This window comes from Stenotrophomonas nitritireducens (assembly GCF_001431425.1).
Taxonomy (GTDB): domain Bacteria; phylum Pseudomonadota; class Gammaproteobacteria; order Xanthomonadales; family Xanthomonadaceae; genus Stenotrophomonas; species Stenotrophomonas nitritireducens.
The window spans coordinates 252,671-275,197 of sequence record NZ_LDJG01000003.1 but is presented as its reverse complement, the minus strand read 5'-3'; the positions used below and the strand labels follow the sequence as shown (position 1 = coordinate 275,197).

Below are 22,527 nucleotides of genomic sequence, written 5' to 3'. Positions count from 1 at the left end.
GGAGAGCAAGATGAATCATTCCGCTACCCGCAAGACGCACCCGGCCCGCAGGCTGCTCAGCTGCGCGCTGGCCAGTTGCCTCGTGCTCGGCGCTGCCCCGGCGTTCGCGCAGAGCACCGGCGCCACCATCCGTGGCCAGGTGATGGCCGATTCGGCACCGGCCGCACAGGCGCAGGTAACCGCGACCAACCTCGCCACCGGCCTGAGCCGCAGCGTGCAGAGCACGGCCAACGGCGGCTACTCGCTGGCCGGCCTGCCGCCGGGCACCTATCGCGTGGACGTCAGTGCCGGCGGCAAGAGCAGCAGCCAGAACATCACCGTGCAGGTCGGGCAGACCGCCACCGTGAACCTGGGCGTCGGCGGGGTGGCCGAAACCGCGAGCGGCGCGGCCACTACCCTGGAAGCCGTGCAGGTGACGGCACAGGCGCCTGTCGAGACCAAGACTTCGGAAATCGCCACTTACGTGACTTCCAAGCAGATCGATGCGTTGCCGCAGAACACCCGTAATTTCCTTGCTTTCGCCGACACCGCGCCCGGCGTGCAATTCATTACCGATGCCAGCGGCAATACGCGCGTGCGCTCGGGAGCGCAGAGCGCGAATGCGGTCAACGTCTTCATTGATGGCGTAGGCCAGAAGAACTACGTCACCACGGGCGGTATCAGCGGACAGGACACCAGCCGCGGAAATCCGTTCCCGCAATCGGCGATCGGCGAGTACAAGGTCATCACCCAGAATTACAAGGCCGAATACGACCAGTTGAGCAGCGCGGCGATCGTGGCGGCCACGCGCTCGGGAAGCAACGAGTTCGACGGCAGCTTTTTCTGGGATCACACCAGTACCGATTGGCGTTCGCGCAGCCGCTTCGAAAATCGCGATGGAGCGGCCAAGGCCCAGAGCAAGCAGGAGCAGTATGGCGTCTCCTTCGGTGGTCCCCTCATCAAGGACGTCGCGCATTTCTTCGTTGCGTACGAAGCAAAGGAATACCTGACCCCGCGGACCTTCAATCTTGGCCGTGGCTACAGTCCGGCGGAGCTGCCGGCGGACCTGCAGGCCCAGTACGGCAACGGGACCAGCACGTCGCCGTTCAAGGAAGACCTGTACTTCGGCAAGATCGACTGGCTGTTCGGCGAGAACCACTATTTCGAGTTGACGGCAAAGTATCGCGACGAGAGCGAGACGATCCAGGTACAGGATCAGCGCCTGCCGCTGGCGGCGACCCTGAACGAGAACAACGAGAAGCGCGTCGATCTGCGCTACCAGTTCAGCAGCTACAACTGGCTCAATGATGCGCACATCACCTACGAGGATGCGTTCTGGAGCCCCCGGCCGGCCAACTTCATTCCCGGCTATTACCTGAGTGACGGCAACTGGTGGGACACCATCGTCCGCAGCGGTGGTGGCGACAACTACCAGGACAAGGGACAGAAGGGCTGGTCGGTGCAGGACGACCTGACTTTCAACGGTTGGGACGGCCACACCGTGAAGATGGGGGTCAAGTACAAGCAGGTGGATCTGCAGACCCTGGAGCAGAACAAGTACAACCCGCAGTTCTATTACGACATCCATGAAAGCCTGGCGATACCGACCCACGTGGAGTTCGGTGCGCCGGTGTCGGGGTTCGGCAACGGCACGGTCAAGTCGAACAACAAACAGTTCGGCCTCTACATCCAGGACGACTGGGAGGTCAATGAGCACCTGACCCTGAATCTGGGCGTGCGTTGGGATTACGAACGCACGCCGAGCTATGACGATTACGTCACGCCTGCCCAGGTCGTGTCCGCATTGCAGGCATCCAATGCGAACCTGCCCAATTCGGGCGTGAACATCAACGACTACATCAGCACCGGCGGCAATCGTTCGTCGGACAAGAACAACTGGGCGCCGCGGTTCGGCTTCTCCTACGACATCCATGGCGACCAGCGGCACGTGATATTCGGCGGTGCAGGGCGCTCGTATGACCGAAACCTGTTCGATTACCTGCAGAACGAAGTATCCAAGGCGAGCTGGGGAACCTACACCTACGACTTCAACACGCCGCTGCATCCATGCGACACCGCTACCGCGGCCACTTGCCGCGACTGGGATCCGCGCTATCTGGATCCGGAATTCCTGCGTGCGTCGTCGGTGGCCGGTTCGCGGGAAGTATTCCTGAACAACAACAAGCTGGTGGTGCCTTATTCGGACCAGTTCAGCCTGGGAATGCGCAATACCTTCGAGGTGCTGGGCAACGACTGGAATACCGAGGTGGCCTACTCGTATGTGCGCAGCCATGACGGCATCGCCTTCCTGCTGGGCAACCGCCGCGCGGATGGCAGTTTCTTCCCGACGGATCCGGCTGGCGCGACCGATCCGCCGCCGTGGGGCGCCGGGTTCGCACCGTTCTCGAACCTGATTCTTGCCCAGAATGCCCTGGAGACGAAGAGCAAGTCGGTCTACGTGAAGCTCGAAAAACCTTACACGAGCGAATCGCGCTGGGGAGTGACCCTGGCCTACACCTACACCGATTCGGAACAGAACAGCCCGATCGACGGATGGCCGGGGGCGTTCAATGCCGAGACGGTCCGGGACTATGGCTGGTTCCCCGGCAAGGTGCCCGAAAACAGGATCGTGATGACGGGCATCTGGGATGGTCCCTGGGGCACTACGTTCTCGGGCAAGGGAACCTGGGCCGATGCGACCCCGCGCTATTACCAGAACTGCAACGTTTCCGCCTGGGCCTACTGCCATTTCGAAAGCTATACGCCAGGCGAGGATTTCAAGCAGATCGACCTGGCGATGGAAAAGGTGTGGGATACCGGCAGCAACATCCGCTTGCGCATCCGCGGCGATGTGTTGAACGTGTTCAACTGGTCGAATTACGACGGCTACGAGGACTGGAGGGGCGGAGCCGGTGAGCCGCAGAATCCTGCCTGGGGCAAGCCCATTTCGATCGCGTTGCCGACCCGCACCTTCAAGCTGTCCTTCGGCCTGGACTGGTAAGGCCCCGCTCCCGGCCGCCGGCAACGGCGGCCGGGCCGCCTGTCCGCAGGCATCCCCGTCGTTCCACGGTTCCATCCAACGGAAAGCGTCTTGAGCATCCCGCGTACCACCAAGCTGTTGCTGTGCACCGCCGCCGGCCTCGCGCTGGGCCTGCTGGGCGGGTGCGGCAAGGCGCCCGAGCCGACACCGAAGGTGCTGCCCCAGGTGATCCTGATCGAACCGGACCTGCCGCCGCGGCCGATGAAGCCCGAACTGCCGCCGCTGTTCGACGACATCGAGCGGCGCACCTTCCAGTTCTTCTGGGACACCACCAACGAGCAGAACGGGTTGACGCCGGACCGCTATCCGTCGCGGCCGTTCGCCAGCATCGCCTCGGTCGGTTTCGCCCTGACCGCCTATCCGATCGGCATCGAGAACGGCTGGGTCAGCCGTACCCAGGCGGTGGACCGCACGCTCACCACGCTCCGCTTCCTGCGCGACGTGCCCACCGGCCCGCAGCGCACCGGCAAGGCCGGCTACAAGGGCTTCTACTACCACTTCCTCGACATGCAGGATGGGCGCCGCTACGACAGCTGGGTGGAGCTGTCCAGCGTGGATACGGCGCTGCTGCTGATGGGCGTGCTGTTCGCGCAGTCCTATTACGACGGCAACGATGCGCGCGAGAAGGAGATCCGGCAGATCGCCGACACGCTCTACCGGCGCGTGGACTGGCAGTGGCTGCAGCGCAACAAGCCGCTGGTGTCGATGGGCTGGTTCCCGGAAAGCGGCTTCATCCAGCACGACTGGATGGGCTACAACGAAGCGATGATGCTCTACGTGCTGGCGCTGGGCTCGCCGACGCATCCGGTCCAGCCCGATGCGTGGACGGTGTGGACGCGCACCTACGACAACGACTGGGGCGTGTTCCAGGGGCAGGAGTACCTGTCGTTCGGCCCGTTGTTCGGCCACCAGTACAGCCATGTCTGGATCGACTTCCGCGACATCCAGGACGCCTACATGCGCGAGCGCGGCATCGACTACTTCCTCAACAGCCGCCGCGCCACGCTGGCCCAGCGCGAATACGCCATCGCCAACCCGATGCAGTGGAAGGACTACGGCGAGAACGTCTGGGGCCTGACCGCCGGCGACGGTCCGCAGAACACCACCCAGGAATACAAGGGCGAGCAGCGCCAGTTCCGCCACTACTCCGCGCGCGGCGCGGGCCTGCGCGAGAACTTCGACGACGGCACCATCGTGCCGTCGGCGGCGATTTCCTCGCTGCCGTTTGCACCCGAAGTGGTGATCCCCGCCACGCAGGAAATGCACAGGCGCTATGGCGATTACCTGTATTCCAGCTACGGCTTCCTGGATTCGTTCAATCCCAGTTTCAACTACGACATCCCGCTCAAGACCGGGCGCCTGATCCCGGACCGCGGCTGGGTGGCCAGCGACTACATCGCCATCGACCAGGGGCCGATCCTGGCCGGCATTGCCAACTACCGTGACGAGTTTGTCTGGAGCGTGATGAAGAAGAATCCCTATGTCCGCAAGGGCCTGGAGCGCGCCGGCTTCACCGGCGGCTGGCTGTTGCCGGAAGGGGAGGAGTGGCAGCCGCTGCAGAAGGACGACAAGGCCGCCGCCGCGCGCGCGGTGGGCATCGCCGAATCGCGCGCCGCCGCTGCGCAGGAGCAGAAAGCGGCGGACAAGCCTGCGGCGCGGCCGCAGTAGGCCGGGGCGATGGCGCTGCGCGTGTCCGCATTGTTGTGCCTGCTCCTGCTGGCCGGCTGTGCGCGGCCGCCGGACGGCATCACCCTGCGCTTCTGGGCGATGGGGCGCGAGGCCGAGGTGGTCGGCGAACTGGTGCGCGAGTTCGAGGCCGAGAATCCGGGCATCCGCGTCGACGTGCAGAACATCCCGTGGACGGCAGCGCACGAGAAACTGCTGACCGCCTACGCGGCCGAGGGCCTGCCGGACATCTGCCAGCTTGGTAATACCTGGATTCCCGAGTTCGCCACCCTGCGCTCGCTCACGCCGCTGCAGCCCTATGTGGCCGCCTCGCGCGAGGTCGTGCCCGAGGACTATTTCCCAGGCATCTGGGATACCAACGTGGTCGAGGGGCAGCTGGTCGGCATTCCCTGGTACGTGGATACGCGGCTGCTGTTCTACCGCAAGGACCTGTTGCGGCAGGCCGGCTACGACCATCCGCCGCGCGACTGGGCCGAGTGGGAGCGGATGAACGCGGCGTTGAAGCAGGTGATCGGCGCGAACCGCTACCCGGTGCTGATGCCGCTCAACGAATTCGAGCCGCAGCTGTCGCTGGCCCTGCAGCAGGACGATGCGCTGCTGCGCGACCACGACACCCGCGGCAATTTCGAAAGCCCCGGTTTCCGCCGCGCGCTGGGCTTCTACGCCAATATGTTCGAGCAGGGCTGGGCGCCGAAGATGTCCGAAACCCAGATATCCAATGTCTGGGACGAGTTCTTCCGCGGCTTCACCGTGTTCTACCTGTCCGGGCCCTGGAACATCCGCGAGTTCCGGCAGCGCCAACCGGCGTCGCTGGAGGGCGAGTGGGGCACCGCGCCGCTGCCGGGGCCGCACGGGCCCGGGGCCGGCATCGCCGGCGGCACCAGCCTGGTGATCTTCCAGTCCTCGCAGCACAAGCAGGCGGCGTGGAAGCTGATCGAGTTCCTGTCGCGACCGGCCATGCAGCAGCGTTTCCACGCCCTCATCGGCGACCTGCCGCCACGCCGCAGCGTGTGGCAGAGCGCGGCATTGCGCGACGACCCGCTGGCGGCGGCCTTCGGCGAGCAGCTGGAGCGGGTCAAGCCCACGCCCAAGGTGCTGGAGTGGGAGCGCATCGCCCAGCAGATGCGGGTGGTGACCGAGCAGGTCGTGCGCGGCAGCCTGCCGCAGGACAAGGCAGTGCAACAACTGGACAGGCAGGTGGACGACATCCTGGCCAAGCGGCGCTGGATCGTCGAACAGCAAGGCGCGGAGGCGGCGCGATGAAGCGGCGACCGCTTGCCGGCTGGGTGTTCGCCGCACCCGCGCTGATCGTCATCGGCGTGTTCTTCGGCCTGCCGGTGCTGTCGGCGCTGGCGCTGAGCCTGACCGACTTCGACCTGTATGCGCTGGCCGACCCGCACAACCTGCGCTTCGTCGGCCTGCACAACTACCTGGACCTGCTGCGCACGCCGATGTTCTGGAAGTCGCTGGGCAACACCGCGTATTTCGTGGTGCTGGGCGTGCCGCTGTCCATCGCCCTGTCGCTGGGCGCGGCGATGCTGCTCAACGCGCCGGCGGCGCGCTTCAAGGCCCTGTTCCGCACCGCGCTGTTCGCACCGGTGGTGACCACGCTGGTGGCGGTGGCGGTGATCTGGCGCTACCTGTTCCACACCCGCTACGGGCTGGTGAACTGGGCGCTGGGGCACGCCGGCATCCATCCAGTGGACTGGCTGGGCGACCCGCACTGGGCGATGCCGACCATCATCCTGTTCGCGGTGTGGAAGAACTTCGGCTACAACATGGTGATCTTCCTGGCCGGGCTGCAGGCCATCCCCAGGGACCTGTACGAGGCCGCGCGCATCGACGGCGCCTCGCGCTGGATGCAGTTCCTGCACATCACCCTGCCGATGCTCGGGCCGGTGCTGCTGGTGGTCGGGGTGATCACCGTGTCCGGCTATTTCCAGTTGTTCGCCGAGCCCTACGTGATGACCCGCGGCGATCCGCTGCAGAGCACGGTGAGCGTGCTGTATTTCATGTTCGAGGAAGGCTTCAAGTGGTGGAACCTGGGCCGCGCCTCGGCGGTGGCGTTCCTGCTGTTCCTGATCATCCTCGGCGTGACCACGCTGATGCTGCGCTTCGGCAAACGGAGGGAGTTGGTATGAGCCGCGAGATCGGCCAGTCACGTAGCTGGGGCTGGTGGGTAAACGGCGCCCTGTTGTTGCTGGCCCTGGTCAGCCTGGCGCCGCTGGCGTGGATGGTGTCGGTGTCGTTCATGCCCAGCGGGCAGGCCTCGCAGTTCCCACCGCCGCTGCTGCCGGCGCAGGCCACCGCCGGCAACTACCGCGAACTGTTCGCACGCACCGGCATGGCCGGCAACTTCCTCAACAGCCTGGGCATGTCGGTGGCCATCACCCTGGGCTCGCTGCTGTTCAATACGCTGGCCGGCTATGCCTTCGCCAAACTGCGCTTCGCCGGCCGCGAGCGGGTGTTCCAGGGACTGCTGGCGGCGCTGGTGATCCCGGCACAGGTGGCGATGCTGCCGCTGTTCCTGCTGATGAAGCAGCTGGGGCTGGTCAACACCTGGGGCGGGGTGGTGGTGCCGGCGCTGGCCAGCGTGTTCGGCATCTTCCTGGTACGCCAGTACGCGCGCTCGATCCCCGACGAACTGCTGGAGGCCGCGCGCATCGATGGTGCCAGCGAGGCGCGCATCTTCTTCCAGATCGTGCTGCCCATGCTCAAGCCGGTGCTGGTGACGCTGGCGATCTTCACCTTCATGGGCGCATGGAACGACTTCATGTGGCCGCTGATCGTACTGACCGACCAGGAGCACTACACCCTGCCGGTGGCGCTGGCCTCGCTCTCGCGCGAACACATCATGGACGTGGAGATGATGATGGCCGGCGCGGTGATCACGGTGCTGCCGGTACTGCTGCTGTTCCTGCTGCTGCAGCGCTACTACATCCAGGGCCTGCTGCTGGGCAGCGTCAAAGGCTGACCGGCCCCCTGCAGGGGCGCACAGAGGTGCGCATCCTGCAGATGCTTTCCCCCGCAAGCACCGTCGCGGTGCTCCCGCAATCTGCGAAAATCCAGCACCGGCCGCCGACAACTCCAGATCCGTCGTGATGAAAAAGCACCTCGCCCTCCTGCTGTTTTCCATCGCCGCACTGGCCGGCAACGGGCTGGCGGCCGAGGGCGGAAGCCGGGTGCTGGCGAAGTTCGACGACATCGGCGCCTGGCAGCTGGTCACCTCGCCGCAGGTCAGCGGCTCGCTGCGGCCGGTGAGCGGCAATGTCGGCCGCGCACTGTGCCTGGACTACGACTTCCACGAGGTTTCCGGCTATGCGGGCATCCGTCGCCGGCTGGATGTCACCTGGCCGGAAAACTACCAGGTGTCGTTCGGGCTGCGCGGCGATTCGCCGGCCAACGACCTGCAGTTCAAGCTGATCGATGCCAGCGGCGACAACGTGTGGTGGGTCAACCGCGGCGGCTATACCTTCCCGAAGAACTGGACGCGGGTGAGCTACCGCAAGCGCCACATCGAGAAGGCCTGGGGGCCGGGCCAGGACAAGATCCTGCGCCGCAGTGCCGCGGTGGAGTTCACCATCTACAGCAAGGTGGGCGGCAAGGGCACGGTCTGTTTCGACCAGCTGACGCTGCAGCCGTTGCCCAGGGAAGACACCTCGGCGCTGACTGCCTCCGTCATCGCCGACACCGCGACCGCGCTGCAGCAGCGCATCGCCGACGGCAAGCCGGACACGGTGTGGATCAGCGGCGGGGTCAAGCAGCAGACCGTCAGCCTGGACCTGGGCAAGGTGCGCGAGTTCGGCGGCGCGGTGATCCAGTGGGTGCCGGGACTGGAGGCATCGCGCTACACGGTGCAGGCCTCCAGCGACGGGCGCGACTGGCGCAAGCTGCGCGAGGTCACCGCCGGCGGTGGTGGACGCGATTGGCTGGCGCTGCCCGAGACCGAGGCGCGCTACCTGCGCTTCGACCTGATCGACGGTCCCAGCTGGCGCTATGGCATCCGTGACATCAGCCTGAAGCCGCTGGATTTCGCCGACACGCCGAACGATTTCGTGCGCTCGGTGGCGCGCGACCTGCCACGCGGCGCGCTGCCGCGTGGTTTCAGCGGCGAACAAGCGTACTGGACCCTGCTCGGCCTGGACGGCGGCCGCGAGCAGGCCCTGATGGGCGAGGACGGCACGCTGGAAGCGGTGCGGGCCGGCTTCAGCATCGAGCCGTTCGTGGTGCTGGACGGCAAGGTGCTGGGCTGGGCCGACGTGACGACCGGCCAGCGCCTGCAGGACGGCTACCTGCCGGTTCCCTCGGTCGACTGGAAGCACGACAAGTTCGACCTGCAGGTGACCGGCTTCGTGCAGGGCCGCCCCGAACAGGCGCAGCTGGTGGCGCGTTACCGCCTGCACAACCCTGACAAGGTGGCGCACGAGTACCGGCTGGCGCTGGCGGTACGCCCGTTCCAGGTCAACCCGCCGAGCCAGTTCCTCAACACCGTTGGCGGCGTCAGCCGGATCGAACGGCTGGCGATCCAGGGCGGGCAGGTAGCGGTCAACGGCAAGCCGCAGGTGTTCGCCGCGACGCCGCCCGACGCCGGCTTCGCCAGCGCGTTCGACAGCAAGCTCGACGTCGCCCACCTGGCCGACAAGACTCTGCCGGGAACGCGCGAGGTGAGGGATCCGACCGGGCTGGCGTCCGGTGCGATGCTTTACACGTGGAAGCTGGAGCCGGGGCAGAGCCGCGAGGTCGCGCTGGTGCTGCCGCAGACCGGCGCCTGGGCGATGCCGGCCGGCTTCGATGCCGACAAGGCGCAGCAGCAGGTCGCGGCGATGTGGCGGCAGAAGCTGGACCAGGTACGGCTGCAACTGCCCGACGCCGGCCAGCCGCTGGCCGACACGCTGCGCACCGCGCTGGCGCACATGCTGATCTCGCGGGTGGGGCCGAGCCTGCAGCCGGGCACGCGCTCGTATGCGCGCAGCTGGATTCGCGACGGCGCGATGATTTCCGAAGGCCTGCTGCGCCTGGGCCGCGAGGATGCGGTGCGACAGTATCTGGACTGGTATGCGCCCTACCAGTTCGACAGTGGCATGGTGCCGTGCTGCGTGGATGCGCGCGGCAGCGATCCGGTGCCGGAGAACGACAGCCATGGCGAGCTGATCCACGCCATCGCCGAGTACTGGCGGCACACCGGCGACACGGTTTTCCTGCAGCGCATGTGGCCGCACGTGCTGGCGGCCTGGGGCTACATGGAAGACCTGCGGCTGGGCGAGCGCACGGAGGAAAACCGCGCGCGCAACCCGGGCTTCTACGGAATGATGCCGGCCTCGATCAGCCACGAGGGCTACTCGGCCAAGCCGGTGCATTCGTACTGGGACGATTTCTGGGCGCTGCGCGGCTACAAGGACGCGGCCGACATGGCCGTGGCGCTGGGGCTGGAAACCGAGGCCGAAGCGATGGCCGGTTCGCGCGACCAGTTCCGCCAGGACCTGGACGACTCGCTGCGCGCGACCATGGCCGCGCACCGGATCGACTACCTGCCAGGCTCGGTGGAACTGGGCGATTTCGACGCGACCTCGACCACCATCGCGCTGGCGCCTGGAGGCGAGCAGGGCCGCCTGCCGCAACCGGCGCTGGACAACACCTTCGAACGTTATTGGCGGCAGTTCGTCGAGCGCCGCGACGGCAAGCGGCAGTGGAAGGACTACACCCCCTACGAGTGGCGCAACGTCGGTGCGTTCGTGCGCCTGGGCTGGCGCGAACGCGCATGGGAAGCCAGCGAGTTCTTTTTCAAGGATCGCGCGCCGCCGGCCTGGAACCAGTGGGCCGAAGTGGTGTCCTCGACGCCGCGCACGCCGTTCTTCGTCGGCGACCTGCCGCATGCCTGGGTGGCCTCGGACTTCGTGCGTTCGGCGCTGGACATGTTCGCTTACGAGCGCGAGATCGACGACGCCATCGTGCTTGCCGCCGGCGTGCCGGCAACCTGGCTGGCGGGCAAGGGCGTCGCCGTCGCAGGCCTGCGCACCGCGCATGGCCGCCTGCAGTACTCGCTGGTGCGCAGCGACCGGCAGCTGACCCTGAAGGTCGGCGATGGCCTGCGCCTTCCCGCCGGCGGGCTGGTGTTGCCGTGGCCCTACGAAGGCGCGCCCGGCCAGGCCAGCGTCAATGGTGAACCGGCGCCGTGGTCGGGCAACGAACTGCGGATCATGGCGCTGCCGGCGAAGGTCGAGATCGAGATCCCGGCCGAGCTGCGGCGCGGCGAGCGCGGCCGCCGCTGAGAGCCGAGTCCGCCACCGCTTCTGCGGCTAGCGGCCGTCTTCGCGCTGGCAGGGCGGCTCAAGGCTGCGCTGCCGACGCGGGCGTCCGTATCGCCGAGCCGCGGGGGCGCAGTCCTGGCCTGCGCGTGGATCGGGTTTGCGCGCGGCGTGCGGACGGGATGTGAATCTTTCCCGTGGGCGCGGCGCACCGCGCGGGGCTTACCGGCACTGGAAGTCCTGCGTTCCCAACGGCTGGCAGCCGTCACCCCAATGGCCGGTCTGCCGCCAGTAGCCGGCGACGCCGGTTTGGACCAGCAGCTTCTTGAAATCGGGATGGGCGCGCAGGTCGGAGTAGGGGGCGTTCCACAGGGCGACGTAGGCTGCCGGTGCCATCGCCCCTTCGGCGAAGCCCTCCTGTGCTTCCAGGCCCGCACGCAGCGTCGCCACCGCCAGCCCGGCATCGCCCAGTGCATCGGCCACGCTGGTCCAGACGTAGGCGCGTTCGCTGCCGCCGCCATAGCTGGGGTCGGCCAGTGCCTTGCGGACCAGGGCGAGCATGGCCGCGCGGTCGTCCAGCGCGCCGCCGAGCGCGGCGAAGAACGGCGTATCGAAATCCCGGCCCTTGCCGAGCAGGCGCTGGTGGAGCCCGCGCAGTTCCTCGATCCCGCCCGGACGCCTGCCGGCGAGCTGGCGGAAGAAGGCCACGGCATCCGGTTCCAGCTGGCTGCCCTCCAGCGTCCTGCCGCGCAGGTATTCGGATTCGGCATCGGCATAGCGGCGCGCGGCGGTGTAGTCGTACTGCAGGTCGCGCGAAAGGTAGAGCGCCATCGGCTCGACGGCGCGCGCCTGCTCCACCAGGGCGATGGTGTCGTCCAGGTGGCCCATGGCATAGCGCATGAACACGTAGTCCCAGACGCGCTCCTTGCTTGGCGGGCCGGACTCCGCGATCTGCCTGGCCAGTACGATGGCCTCGGCCCGGCTGCCTTCGCGCCACAGCGCATTGGCGCGCTCGCGCCTGGCCATCCAGCTGTCCGGCGCGATGCGCGCGATCTGCGCACGCACCTGCTGCGCTTCGGCCCTGAGCTGTCGCGCCTGCGCACCGCCAAGCTCCTGCGCCATGGCGTTCAACGACGCAGCCAGCGCATCGCGGCACAGCACGCACTGCGGGTCCATGGCGACCATTTCCCGCGCCAGGCGCAGGCGTTCGCGGTCGTGTTCCAGGTCGAAGTGTTCGGCCATGACGATGCCGCGCCAGCGCAGGTAGCGTTCGTAGACCTCGACCTGGGTGGTGCCGCCCTGTCCGCGGTTGAACCGGGCCACGTTCAGTTTCACGCTCAGGGCGAGCGCCACGTCGCGGGAGATTTCGTCCTGTACCGCGAATACGTCGCGCAGCTCGCGCGCGTAGGTCTTCGACCAGAGATAGCGGCCGTCCGCAGCGCGGAGCAGCTGGGCGGTGACCCGCAGGCGGTCGCCCTCGCGGCGGACGCTGCCTTGCAGCAGATGGTCGACGCCGAGCTTCCTGCCTATCGCCCGCGGCGTTTCGTGCCTGCCCTTGAACGAGAAGCTCGACGTGCGCCCAACCACGCGCAGCGCAGGCGCCTGCGCCAGCTGGTCGAGGATTTGCTCGGCCAGGCCGTCGGCCAGATAGCCCTGGTCGCCGGCCCGGGACAGGTCCTCGAACGGGAGCACGGCCAGCGACACCTCGGCGGCAGGCCGGTCCGTGGCCGTCCGCCACGGTCCTGACGGCAACAGCCATGCGAGTGCAGCGAGCATCGACAGCACTACGGCCATGACGATCACGGCGATGGCTGGCCGGTGCCGGTGCCCACCGGATGGCGCGGGCGCCGCCGGGACGGTGCCGGCTCCGTCGTCGCCGGGAGGCGCCGGGACTTCGGCTTCGGTGCCGGCCGCCGCGACCGGCAGGTCGAAGCGGTAACCGATGCCATGCACCGTATGCAGCCGCCGCGGGTGCGCCGCATCCTCGCCCAGCGCCTGGCGCAACAGGCTCATGATCCGGTTGAGCACGCTCTGGGTGACGTGGCGGTGGCCCCAGACGGCATCGAGGATCTCGTCCCGGGTGAACGCGCGGCCGGGCGCGCCGGCCAGCAGCGCCAGCACGGCGAATGCCTTGGGCTCCAGCGCCTGCTCCCGCCCGGCCCGCCACAGCCGGCGCCCGGCAAGGTCGATGACCACATCGTCGAAGGCGAACCGTTGCGGGGGGAATTGCGGCATATCGGCTCCGGAGGGTGAAAGCCATTCTTGTCAACAATCTGCCTGCGGCCTGCGGCGGTCAGGCGCTTCCTAAGCTTTTCCTCACGAACCTGCGCATGGCCTGAGCCGTTCCGAAAGACCTGCCGAAGCCGGGGAGGGACGCTTGCGCAACACGCCATCAGCGCCGGGAGAGAGTGCCATGAATGAACACGCCAGGGTGGCCGCGGGACAACGCCGGCCGGCGGCGCACGCGATGGACGAGCGCCTGCTGCGCTGGAGCGGTCGCCTGTTCCGTCTGGTGGCGCTGGCCGGCATGGCGGTTTTCGGCAGCTACATCCTGCTCCGCGCCAGCGGCGCGACGTTCCGGAATTTCGCGCAGTGGCGGCCCCTGCTCGAAGGCCAGCCGATGCCTGCCCTGTCGGACTGGGTCGCCAACATCGGCATCGGGATGCACTTCGCGATGGGGGCGATCCTGCTGTTCGCCTGGCCGATCCTGTTCTCGGCCACGATCCGCGCGCGTCACCGGGCCGTGCATCGCTGGACCGGGCGGGTCTATGTGAGCGCCGGGTTCCTGGCCGGCTGCGGCGGGCTGTCCTTCATCTTCGCCCACGGCGCCTATGAGCCAGCGGCGTCGGTCGCGTTCGGCATCTGGGGCGGGGTGATGATGCTCAGCGCGGTCATGGCCTATGTCCATGCGCGGGGGCGGCGGTTCGACCTGCACCGGGCGTGGGTCATCCGGCTGTTCGCCATGGTGCTCGGCTCGTGGCTGTTCGATATCGAATTCCGCGCCTGGAAAGACCTTACCGGCGGCGCCGGTATCGGGCCGGGCGAGGCCAGCGGCTTTTTCGATTATGCGCTGCTCTACCTGTTCTTCGTCCCCAACCTGCTGGTCGCCGAGTTCTTCATCCGCAACAAGCACAGACGGATCGTCTTGCCGCCTGCATGGCGCTGGCCAGCGCTGGCAGGATTGGCCGCGGTCGCCGCGGTCTTCGTCTATGCGGTGGTCGTGGTGAGCGCTACCGGCACCGGCAAATATGGCAGGCACCTGCTGCAGCTTGTGACCGGTTGAAGGGATGCACCCGGCCCCGCCACGGCACTACCGGCATTGTGTTGACAATAGATATACGTAGGTCCAGTATCTGTACATCTTTTGTGTATCGGAGGGCATGGGCCATGCGTGCCGCTGCCATCAATCTGCGGGCCTTGCCCGAACAACGTGACCTGATCGACCAGGCGGCCAGCCTGCTGGGCAAGAGCCGCTCCGATTTCATGCTGGAAACCGCCTGCCGGCGTGCGCAGGAAGTGGTGCTGGACCAGGTGTTCTTCACCCTGGACGCGGAGAAGTTCGAGCAGTTCAAGGCGATGCTGGATGCGCCGCCCAAGCCGAATCCTGGTCTGGAGCGGTTGCTGGCACGCAGGCCGATCTGGGAAAAGAGCTGATGCGTCTGCCCTTGGCCGAACCGGTGGCGCTGACCAGCGCGCATCGGTTGGATGATTTCGGCTGTGGTGAAAGCGGGCTTGACGACTGGTTGAAAAAGCGCGCGCTGGTCAATCAGTTGGGTGGGGCCAGCCGTACCTTCGTCGTGGCGGATGCGGACAACGTCGTGCGCGGCTATTACGTGCTGGCGGCCGGGGCGATTTCACATGAGCTGGCGCTGGGCCGCATCAAGCGCAACATGCCTGACCCGGTGCCGGCCATCGTGCTGGGACGTCTGGCGGTGGACAGGCCGGCGCACGGGCTCGGCCTGGGAGGCGACCTGCTGATGGATGCGGTGCGGCGTGTCGTGGGTGTCTCCGCGCAGGCCGGCGTGCGCGCCCTGCTGGTGCACGCGCTGCATGAACGCGCGCAGCAGTTCTACATGCACCACGGCTTCCAGCCTTCGCCATTGCAGCCGTTGGTGCTGATGCTGCGGCTGGATGCCGGCAGCCGTTGAAAACGGCAGGACCGCCGTTCTTTCGGGAAAACCGGGCTCAGGGTGCAGTTGCCCGGGAAACTGCACCCTGACTCCGGTTTTTCCTTCAGCCGGCGCGCACCGAGCGCACGATGGCAGCTGCGGCGGCGGCGGATTTCCTGACCTCGTCCCACTGGCCGTTGCGGATCCAGGCGTCGGACACCATCCACGAACCGCCGATGCAGACCACGTTCTTCTGCCCGAGGTAGTCGGCCGCGGTGGCTTCGGTGATGCCGCCGGTGGGGCACAGCTTCAGTTCGGGAATCGGCCCGGCCACGCCCTTGATCATCGCCAGCCCGCCCACGGCGGTGGCCGGAAACAGCTTGCAGACGCGGAAGCCGCGCGCCAGCAGCGCCAGCAGTTCGGTGGGCGATGCAGCGCCCGGCACCACCGGCAACGGCGCCTTGGCCAGTGCGTCGGCCATGTGCGCCGGCGTGCCCGGGGTCACCAGGAAGTCGGCGCCGACGTCGATGGCCTGGCGCATCTGCTCGACGGTCAGCACCGTGCCGGCGCCGACCACCACGTCGGGAAGCTCGCGCTTGAGCATGGACAGCGCTTCCATCGCCACCGGCGTGCGCAGGGTCAGTTCGATGGCCGGCAGGCCGCCTTCCAGCAACGCGGCGCTGACCGCGCGCGCCTGGTCTAGGGTATGGACGGTGACGACGGGCAGGATGCCGGCGGCGGTGAGCAGGTGTTCGGCGCGGTCCTGGTGCTGGGCAATGGTCATGGCGTTGTTCCGGTGGAGCGGGCCGCCGTGCGGCCCGTGGAGGTCAGGCGTCCTTGGCTTCGTGCGGGGCCGCAGCGGCGGCCGCATCGTGGCCGAGCTCGTACTCGGCATCGTATTCCCAGACGCCGCCATCGGGCCGCGCCGGTCCGCAGGAGATCGAGATGGCGCCCTGGTCGGCCGGGCCGACGATGCGGCGGTTCATCGCGAACAGGTTGCGGCCCAGGTCGTTGCCGGCCGGTGCGGTGTTGGCGGCGATGCCGCGCGCCGCCCATTCGGTGGCGTCCACCAGCACTTCCAGCGTGCCGGCCTCGCCGTCCAGGCGGACGATGTCGCCCTCGCGGACGCGGGCGATGGGGCCGCCGCGCGCGGCCTCGGGGGTGACGTGGATGGCGGCCGGGATCTTGCCCGAGGCACCGGACAGGCGGCCGTCGGTGACCAGCGCCACGCGCCGCCCCTGGTTCTGCAGCAGGCCCAGCAGCGGCGCCAGCGAGTGCAGTTCCGGCATGCCGTTCGCCCGCGGGCCCTGGTAGCGGACCACGGCGACGAAGTCCTGCGGCAGGGCGCCGGCGGCATGCAGCTTGTTCAGCGCCTGCGGCGCATCCACGACCACGGCCGGCGCTTCGATCGTGCGGTACTGCGGCTTCACCGCCGACAGCTTGATCAGCGAACTGCCGATGTTGCCCTTGAGCAGGCGCAGGCCGCCCTGGGCCTCGAACGGCTCGGCGGCCGGGCGCACCACCTCGGCATCCGCGCTCTGCGCGACGGCCGGCGCATAGACGACCTTGCCGTCGATCAGCCGCGGTTCCTGCGCGTAGGCGCGCATGCCGCCCTCGGCGATGGTCTGCAGGTCGTCATGCATCAGCCCGGCGTCCATCAGCTCGCGGAACACGAAACCCGGACCGCCGGCGGCGGCGAAGCGGTTCACGTCGGCCTCGCCATTGGGATAGACGCGCGCCAGCAGCGGCACGGTCTGCGAGAGCTGGTCCATGTCGTCCCAGGTCAGCACGATGCCGGCTGCGCGCGCCACCGCGATCCAGTGGATGGTGTGGTTGGTCGAGCCGCCGGTGGCCATCAGCGCGACGACGGCATTGACGATGGCGCGCTCGTCGATCAGCCGGCCCAGCGGCCGGAAGTCGTCGCCCAGTGCGCAGATCTCCAGCGCGCGCGCGGTGGCGGCGCGGGTCAGCGCGTCGCGCAGCGGCAGTTCCGGGTTGACGAAGGAAGACCCCGGCAACTGCACGCCCATCGCCTCCAGCAGCACCTGGTTGGAGTTGGCGGTGCCGTAGAAGGTGCAGGTGCCCGGCGCATGGTAGGAGTCGGACTCGGCCTGCAGCAGTTCCTCGCGGGTCGCTTCGCCGGCGGCGTAGCGCTCGCGCACCTCGGCCTTCTTCTTGTTGGGAATGCCCGGGGTCATCGGCCCGGCCGGCACGAACACCGCCGGCAGGTGGCCGAACGCCAGCGCGCCGATCAGCAGGCCCGGCACGATCTTGTCGCACACGCCCAGGTGGATGGTGGCGTCGAACATGTCGTGGCTCAGCCCGATGGCGGTGGCCTGGGCGATGATGTCGCGCGAGAACAGCGACAGTTCCATGCCGCCGCGGCCCTGGGTGACGCCGTCGCACATCGCCGGTACGCCGCCGGCGACCTGTGCGGTGGCGCCGAGGTCGCGCGCGGCGTCGCGGATCAGCTGCGGGTAGTGCTCGAACGGCTGGTGCGCCGAGAGCATGTCGTTGTAGGCGGTGATGATGCCCAGGTTGGGCGTCACGTCGCCGCGCAGCCGGCCCTTGTCGGTCGGGCCGCAGGCGGCGAAGGCGTGGGCCAGGTTGCCGCAGCTCAGGCGCGAACGGAACGGACCTTCGCGCAGCGCGGCATCGATGCCCGCCAGGTAGGCCGCGCGCGACGGGGCGCTGCGCTGGACGATGCGTTCGGTGATGGCGTGGATTTTCGGATGCAGGCTCATGGGCTACCAGCGATGGAGGATGGGCGGGCGGATGCCGCCCTTTGTCTGAATTCCCGCGTCCGGGACAGCGGGCATTGCGTGGGACCGGCCTCGCTCACGCGCACCAGTGCACGCGCAGTTTCGTGCCGGGCGCGTCGATGGCGGCCAGGATCGGGTAGCGGCGCACGTCGCCGGAAGCGAGCGCGGCCTCGAGCACTTCGAGCTTCTGCTTGCCGCGCAGCAGCAGCAGGCGGGTGCCGATGGAAGCCAGGCCGCGCGGGGTCAGGGTGATGCGCAGGTGCCAGTCCCTGGCGACCGGGCAGCCGCTGGCGTCCAGCGCCGCATACGGCTTGCTGCCCTGCAGGGCGCGTTCAAGGTCGCGCGAACCGGGGAACAGCGAGGCGGTGTGGCCGTCGTTGCCCATGCCCAGCACCACCAGGCAGGCCGGTTGCGAATGCTCGGCCTGCAGGTTGGCGTCATGCACGCATTCGGCCAGCGATTTGCCCACGCGCACCAGCGGGTCGAAATGCGCCCCCTCGGCCTGGTTGAGGAAGCTGTGGCGCACCAGCCAGGCATTGCTGTCGCGGTCCTGCGGCGACAGCCAGCGTTCGTCGGCCAGGCCGACTTCCACGCGCGCCCACTCCAGCGGCTGCTCGGCCAGCATCTCGTACACCGGCGCCGGGGTGGTGCCGCCGGACAGCAGCATGCGCGCGCGGCCGCGCTGGGCGATCTCGTGGCCGAGGATCGTCGCCATTTCGCGGGCCACGCTTTCGGTCCACTCATCCTCGCCGGAATGGCGGACCAGGGTGAGGCGTTCGGAAAGGGTGCTCATGCGGATGCTCCAGTGGGGGCCTGCTCCAGGTCCAGCGCGTACGCGGCCGCGCCGAGCAGGCCGGGGCAGGGGTGGACGATGGCCAGCGAGGGCACCTGCGACAGCGTCGCGGTGAAGCGGCCCTTGTTCTCGAAGTGGCTGCGGAACCCGGAATGCTGCAGTGGCCCGAGCAGGCGCGGCACCAGCCCGCCGGTCAGGAATACGCCATCCCAGGCGCCCTGCACCAGCACGGCATCGCCGGCGACGGCGCCGAAGATGTCCATGAACACTTCGATTGCGCGCAGGGCGACCGGATCGCCGGCCGCGGCGCGTTCGCTGACCTGCGGAGGCTGCAGCTGCCCCGGATCCAGGTCTGCGATCTCGCTCAGCGTGCGGTGCAGGTTGACCAGGCCGGGGCCGCAGATCAGGCGCTCGTTGGAGACGCGGCCGAACTGCTGGGTGAGGATCTCCAGGATGCGGATCTGCTCGGGCGTGGTCGGTGCGAAACTGGCATGCCCGCCTTCGGTCGCCAGCGGATAGCAGCGGCCATCGCGGACCAGCAGGCCGCCCACGCCGAGCCCGGTGCCCGGGCCGATCACGCAGTAGTTGCGTGGTGCCGACGGCGCGGCCGGCTGCCAGGTGGCGCCGCCGATCTGGACCACGTCGGCCGGCCGCAGCAGGGCCACCGACATCGCCTGGGCGACGAAGTCGTTGATCAGGTGCAGCCGGGACATGCCCAGCTGCGCGGCGGTACGCGAGCGCGAGATCACCCAGGGATGGTTGGTGATGCGCGCCTCGTCGCCATCCACGCGTCCGGCGACGGCGAACACGCCGCTGCGCGCGGTGGCGCCGCGTTCCTGCAGATAGCAAGCGGCGGCATCGGCCAGCGACGGGAAGCGCGCCACTGGGTATTCACCGATGCTGCCCGGGTCCAGCGGCGTGGCGGCCGAGGTGTCGGCCAGCGCGAAGCGCGCATTGGTGCCGCCTATGTCGGCAACCAGTACGTGTTCCGCGGGACTGCTCACAGCTCGTTGTCCACGCGGTTGTCGGCGACGATGGCCGCTGGCAGGAACAGGTGCGCCTGGTCCGGGCCCCAGCTGCCGGCCGGGTAGGGTTCCATCGGCAGGTTGGCGGCCTTCCAGGCATCGCTGACGCTGTCGATCCAGGCCCAGGCCGCGCGCACCTCGTCGTCGCGCACGAACAGCGCGTGGTTGCCGTTGAAGGCGTCCAGGAACAGGCGTTCGTAGGCGATGCGGCGGTGCAGGCCGGTCGGCACCGACAGCTCCAGTTCCAGCGGCTGCAGTTCCAGCGCGCCCCATTCCGGGCCGGCCAGCGAGCTCATCAGCCCCAGCTGGATGTTCTCCTGCGGCTGCAACTGGAAGGTCAGGCGGTTGGGCTGGGCATGGCGGCGGTCGGGACGTTCGAACAGCCAGTGCGTGACCGGCTTGAGGTTGACCTCGATGCGGGTGGTGCGCTCGGGCAGGCGCTTGCCGGTGACCAGATGGAACGGCACGCCGGCCCAGCGCCAGTTGTCGATGTGCGCGGTGACGCCGACGAAGGTTTCGGCCTCGCTGCCTTCCGGCGGCTGGTAGGCCTGTGCCGGCTGGCCGTTGATGGTGCCGGCGGTATAGCGGCCGCGCACGCTGTCCTTGGCGGCATGGCGGGCGTCGAGCGGGCGCAGCGCGCGCAGTACCTTGACCTTCTCGTCGCGGATGCGATCGGCCTCCAGCGAGGCCGGCGGCTCCATCGCCACCAGGCACAGCAGCTGCAGGATGTGGCTCTGCACCATGTCGCGCATCGCGCCGGAACGCGAATAATAGGAGTCGCGGCCGTCCACGCCGTCGCTCTCGGCCACCATGATGTGCACCGACTCGATGTAATTGCGGTTCCACACCGCTTCCAGCAGGGTATTGCCGAAGCGCAGCGCCATCAGGTTCTGCACTGCCGCCTTGCCCAGGTAGTGGTCGATGCGGAATACGCGGTCCTCGTCGATCAGCGCGCCGATCGACTGCAGGATTTCCTCGGCGCTGGTGCTGTCCGAGCCGATCGGCTTTTCCAGCATCAGCCGGTGCGGCGCGCTCAGCGCCCCGCCCAGGGCCAGGCCCTCGCAGGTGGAGATGTACAGGCCCGGCGGGATCGACAGGTAGCTCACGCAGCGGCGGCCGTTGAACTCGCGCACCGCGTCGGCGATCGAGGCGGGTGCGCGCAGGTCCACCGAACGGTAGTCGATGCGCCGCAGCAGGTTGTTGATGTCGTCCTGGCTGGCCTGCGGCAGCGCCTGTTCCAGCCGCGGCCGCAGGATGTCGTGGAATTTTTCGGTGTCGTGCGGCGACAGGGCCATCGCGCGCACCCGGAAGTCCTCGGGGAGCAGGCCGTCGCCCAGCAGGCGCAGCAGGGAGGGGAAGAGATAGCGCTGGGCCAGATCGCCTGTGGCACCGAACAGGAGGAGGGTGTCGTGCATGGTCCGAGTTTCGTGGTCTGATGACATCGTTGTCAATCGCCCTTCGCTATGTTCTGGTTGCTGTTCCGGTGAGGGTTCCGCGGCCTTCGGCCGCGCTCGTGCCGGCTCTGGAGGAACGGGGCGGGGCAGGCTCGAAGGGAGTGCGTCCCGGGCGCATGGAGGCGGGCCGGCATGGGCTTCCACGGGCGCTGCCGCGAACCGTTGATGGTGCCATGGGAAAACGTTTGCGTGGCAGAATGTTTCCACTGTATTCGTATTCGGGAGCGACCATCCCGGGGCGTTGGCGGCAGGCGTCGCCATCCACTTCGCCGGTTGCCGCGGTGCGATCGGAATGAATGAGGCAGGCGATGGCGGACGTGCGGTTCGACGGGGTGCGCAAGGTCTACGACAACGGCCAGGTCGCCGTGCACGGGGCCAGTTTCGATATCGCCGACGGCGAGTTGATGGTCCTGGTGGGGCCGTCGGGCTGCGGCAAGTCCACCCTGCTGCGGATGGTGGCCGGGCTGGAGGAAATAAGCGCCGGCACATTGTCCATCGGCGGGCGCGTGGTCAACGACGTGGCGCCGAAAGACCGCGACATCGCCATGGTGTTCCAGAACTACGCGCTCTACCCGCACATGACCGTGGCCGAGAACCTGGCCTTCGGGCTGAAGCTGCGCGGGCACGACAAGGCCGAAATCGCGCGCCGCGTGCAGGCCGCCGCTGACATGCTGGGGCTGGACGGGATGCTCGACAAGCTGCCGCGGGCGATGTCCGGCGGCCAACGCCAGCGCGTGGCGCTGGGGCGCGCGCTGGTGCGCGAGCCGGCGGTGTTCCTGCTGGACGAGCCCTTGTCCAACCTCGATGCCAAGCTGCGCCACTCGGTGCGCACCGAGATCGCGCAGCTGCACCGCAAGCTGGGTACGACGATGATCTACGTCACCCATGACCAGGTCGAGGCGATGACCCTGGGGCAGCGCATCGTGGTGCTCAACGACGGGGTGATCCAGCAGATCGACACGCCGATGGCGCTGTACGAGCGGCCGGCCAACCTGTTCGTCGCCGGCTTCCTCGGCAGCCCGGCCATGAACACGCTCCGGGGAAGGTTGCAGGCTGCGACCGACGGGCGGTTCGAGCTGGACATGGGCGAGGGCCAGCGGATCCCGCTTGGCCGTCCCTCGATGGCGCCGGACTGGCTGGGGCGCGAGGTGGTGGTCGGCATTCGCCCGGAGCACCTGCAGCCGGGGGGCGGCGAGGCGGCGTTCGAGGCGCTCATCGAGAGCATCGAGCCGGTCGGCAACGAGATGTTCGTCAACCTGCGCCATGGCGCGCGGCCGCTGGTGATGCGGGTGCCGCCGCAGGCGCTGCCGGCGGCAGGCGAGGGGATCGGCGTGGCGGTCGTGCCCGCGGCCCTGCACTTCTTCGACGCGGCCAGCGGCCTGCGCCTGGAGCCCGGCGCGTAGCGGATCCGCTACGCGATGCCGGAAAGCCGTT

Annotated in this window: 16 protein-coding genes; 10 read left to right on the top strand and 6 right to left on the bottom strand. The window is 68.2% G+C overall.

Annotation, left to right across the window (positions count from 1 at the left end):
* Positions 1-10: 10 nt before the first annotated feature.
* The 6 genes from ABB22_RS03085 (at position 11) to ABB22_RS03060 (ending at position 10,974) form a co-directional block, all read left to right on the top strand.
* Complete coding sequence (locus ABB22_RS03085; RefSeq protein ID WP_055770328.1) at positions 11-2,980, top strand: TonB-dependent receptor domain-containing protein; 2,970 nt, start codon at positions 11-13, stop codon at positions 2,978-2,980.
* Positions 2,981-3,070: 90 nt separating this feature from the next.
* Positions 3,071-4,687, top strand: coding sequence for a glucoamylase family protein (locus ABB22_RS03080; protein WP_425477772.1), 1,617 nt, complete (start codon positions 3,071-3,073; stop codon positions 4,685-4,687).
* Between the two features lie 9 nt (positions 4,688-4,696).
* A complete protein-coding gene (locus tag ABB22_RS03075) occupies positions 4,697-5,968 on the top strand; it encodes a sugar ABC transporter substrate-binding protein (RefSeq protein WP_055769427.1) in 1,272 nt (423 codons plus the stop codon).
* On the top strand, positions 5,965-6,846 hold the full coding sequence (locus ABB22_RS03070; RefSeq protein ID WP_055769426.1) for a carbohydrate ABC transporter permease: 882 nt from the start codon (positions 5,965-5,967) through the stop codon (positions 6,844-6,846). The genes ABB22_RS03075 and ABB22_RS03070 overlap by 4 nt, the downstream gene beginning before the upstream one ends.
* The gene (locus ABB22_RS03065; protein WP_055769423.1) at positions 6,843-7,679 is read left to right on the top strand and encodes a carbohydrate ABC transporter permease; all 837 of its coding nucleotides are present in this window, start codon (positions 6,843-6,845) and stop codon (positions 7,677-7,679) included. The genes ABB22_RS03070 and ABB22_RS03065 overlap by 4 nt, the downstream gene beginning before the upstream one ends.
* A gap of 127 nt (positions 7,680-7,806) precedes the next feature.
* Entirely contained in the window at positions 7,807-10,974 is a 3,168-nt protein-coding gene (locus ABB22_RS03060) for a discoidin domain-containing protein (protein ID WP_152984012.1), read from the top strand.
* Positions 10,975-11,172: 198 nt separating this feature from the next.
* On the opposite strand, the gene ABB22_RS03055 is transcribed toward ABB22_RS03060, so the two are convergent.
* Positions 11,173-13,185, bottom strand: coding sequence for a winged helix-turn-helix domain-containing protein (locus ABB22_RS03055; RefSeq protein WP_055769422.1), 2,013 nt, complete (start codon positions 13,183-13,185; stop codon positions 11,173-11,175).
* Positions 13,186-13,417: 232 nt separating this feature from the next.
* On the opposite strand from ABB22_RS03055, the gene ABB22_RS03050 reads away from it, so the two are divergent.
* The 3 genes from ABB22_RS03050 to ABB22_RS03040 all read left to right on the top strand — a co-directional run bounded on the left by ABB22_RS03050 (position 13,418) and on the right by ABB22_RS03040 (position 15,098).
* Positions 13,418-14,233: a DUF2306 domain-containing protein gene (locus ABB22_RS03050; RefSeq protein WP_161809340.1), complete on the top strand. Its 816-nt coding sequence runs from the start codon at positions 13,418-13,420 to the stop codon at positions 14,231-14,233.
* 104 nt (positions 14,234-14,337) lie between these two features.
* Positions 14,338-14,604: a type II toxin-antitoxin system TacA family antitoxin gene (locus tag ABB22_RS03045; RefSeq protein ID WP_055769418.1), complete on the top strand. Its 267-nt coding sequence runs from the start codon at positions 14,338-14,340 to the stop codon at positions 14,602-14,604.
* 11 nt (positions 14,605-14,615) lie between these two features.
* Positions 14,616-15,098, top strand: a complete 483-nt coding sequence (locus tag ABB22_RS03040) for a GNAT family N-acetyltransferase (RefSeq protein ID WP_244481327.1) — start codon at positions 14,616-14,618, stop codon at positions 15,096-15,098.
* A gap of 85 nt (positions 15,099-15,183) precedes the next feature.
* Here ABB22_RS03040 and eda read toward each other — a convergent pair whose 3' ends face one another.
* The 5 genes from eda to zwf all read right to left on the bottom strand — a co-directional run bounded on the left by eda (position 15,184) and on the right by zwf (position 21,054).
* The gene (eda, locus tag ABB22_RS03035; protein WP_055769412.1) at positions 15,184-15,843 is read right to left on the bottom strand and encodes a bifunctional 4-hydroxy-2-oxoglutarate aldolase/2-dehydro-3-deoxy-phosphogluconate aldolase; all 660 of its coding nucleotides are present in this window, start codon (positions 15,841-15,843) and stop codon (positions 15,184-15,186) included.
* 43 nt (positions 15,844-15,886) lie between these two features.
* A complete protein-coding gene (gene edd, locus ABB22_RS03030; protein WP_055769410.1) occupies positions 15,887-17,803 on the bottom strand; it encodes a phosphogluconate dehydratase in 1,917 nt (638 codons plus the stop codon).
* Between the two features lie 94 nt (positions 17,804-17,897).
* A complete protein-coding gene (gene pgl, locus ABB22_RS03025) occupies positions 17,898-18,614 on the bottom strand; it encodes a 6-phosphogluconolactonase (RefSeq protein ID WP_055769408.1) in 717 nt (238 codons plus the stop codon).
* The gene (gene glk / locus ABB22_RS03020) at positions 18,611-19,618 is read right to left on the bottom strand and encodes a glucokinase (protein WP_055769406.1); all 1,008 of its coding nucleotides are present in this window, start codon (positions 19,616-19,618) and stop codon (positions 18,611-18,613) included. Before glk ends, pgl begins: the two co-directional genes overlap by 4 nt.
* The gene (gene zwf, locus ABB22_RS03015; protein WP_055769403.1) at positions 19,615-21,054 is read right to left on the bottom strand and encodes a glucose-6-phosphate dehydrogenase; all 1,440 of its coding nucleotides are present in this window, start codon (positions 21,052-21,054) and stop codon (positions 19,615-19,617) included. Before zwf ends, glk begins: the two co-directional genes overlap by 4 nt.
* Positions 21,055-21,401: 347 nt before the next feature.
* On the opposite strand from zwf, the gene ABB22_RS03010 reads away from it, so the two are divergent.
* Complete coding sequence (locus ABB22_RS03010; protein ID WP_055770322.1) at positions 21,402-22,496, top strand: ABC transporter ATP-binding protein; 1,095 nt, start codon at positions 21,402-21,404, stop codon at positions 22,494-22,496.
* Positions 22,497-22,527 lie beyond the last annotated feature (31 nt).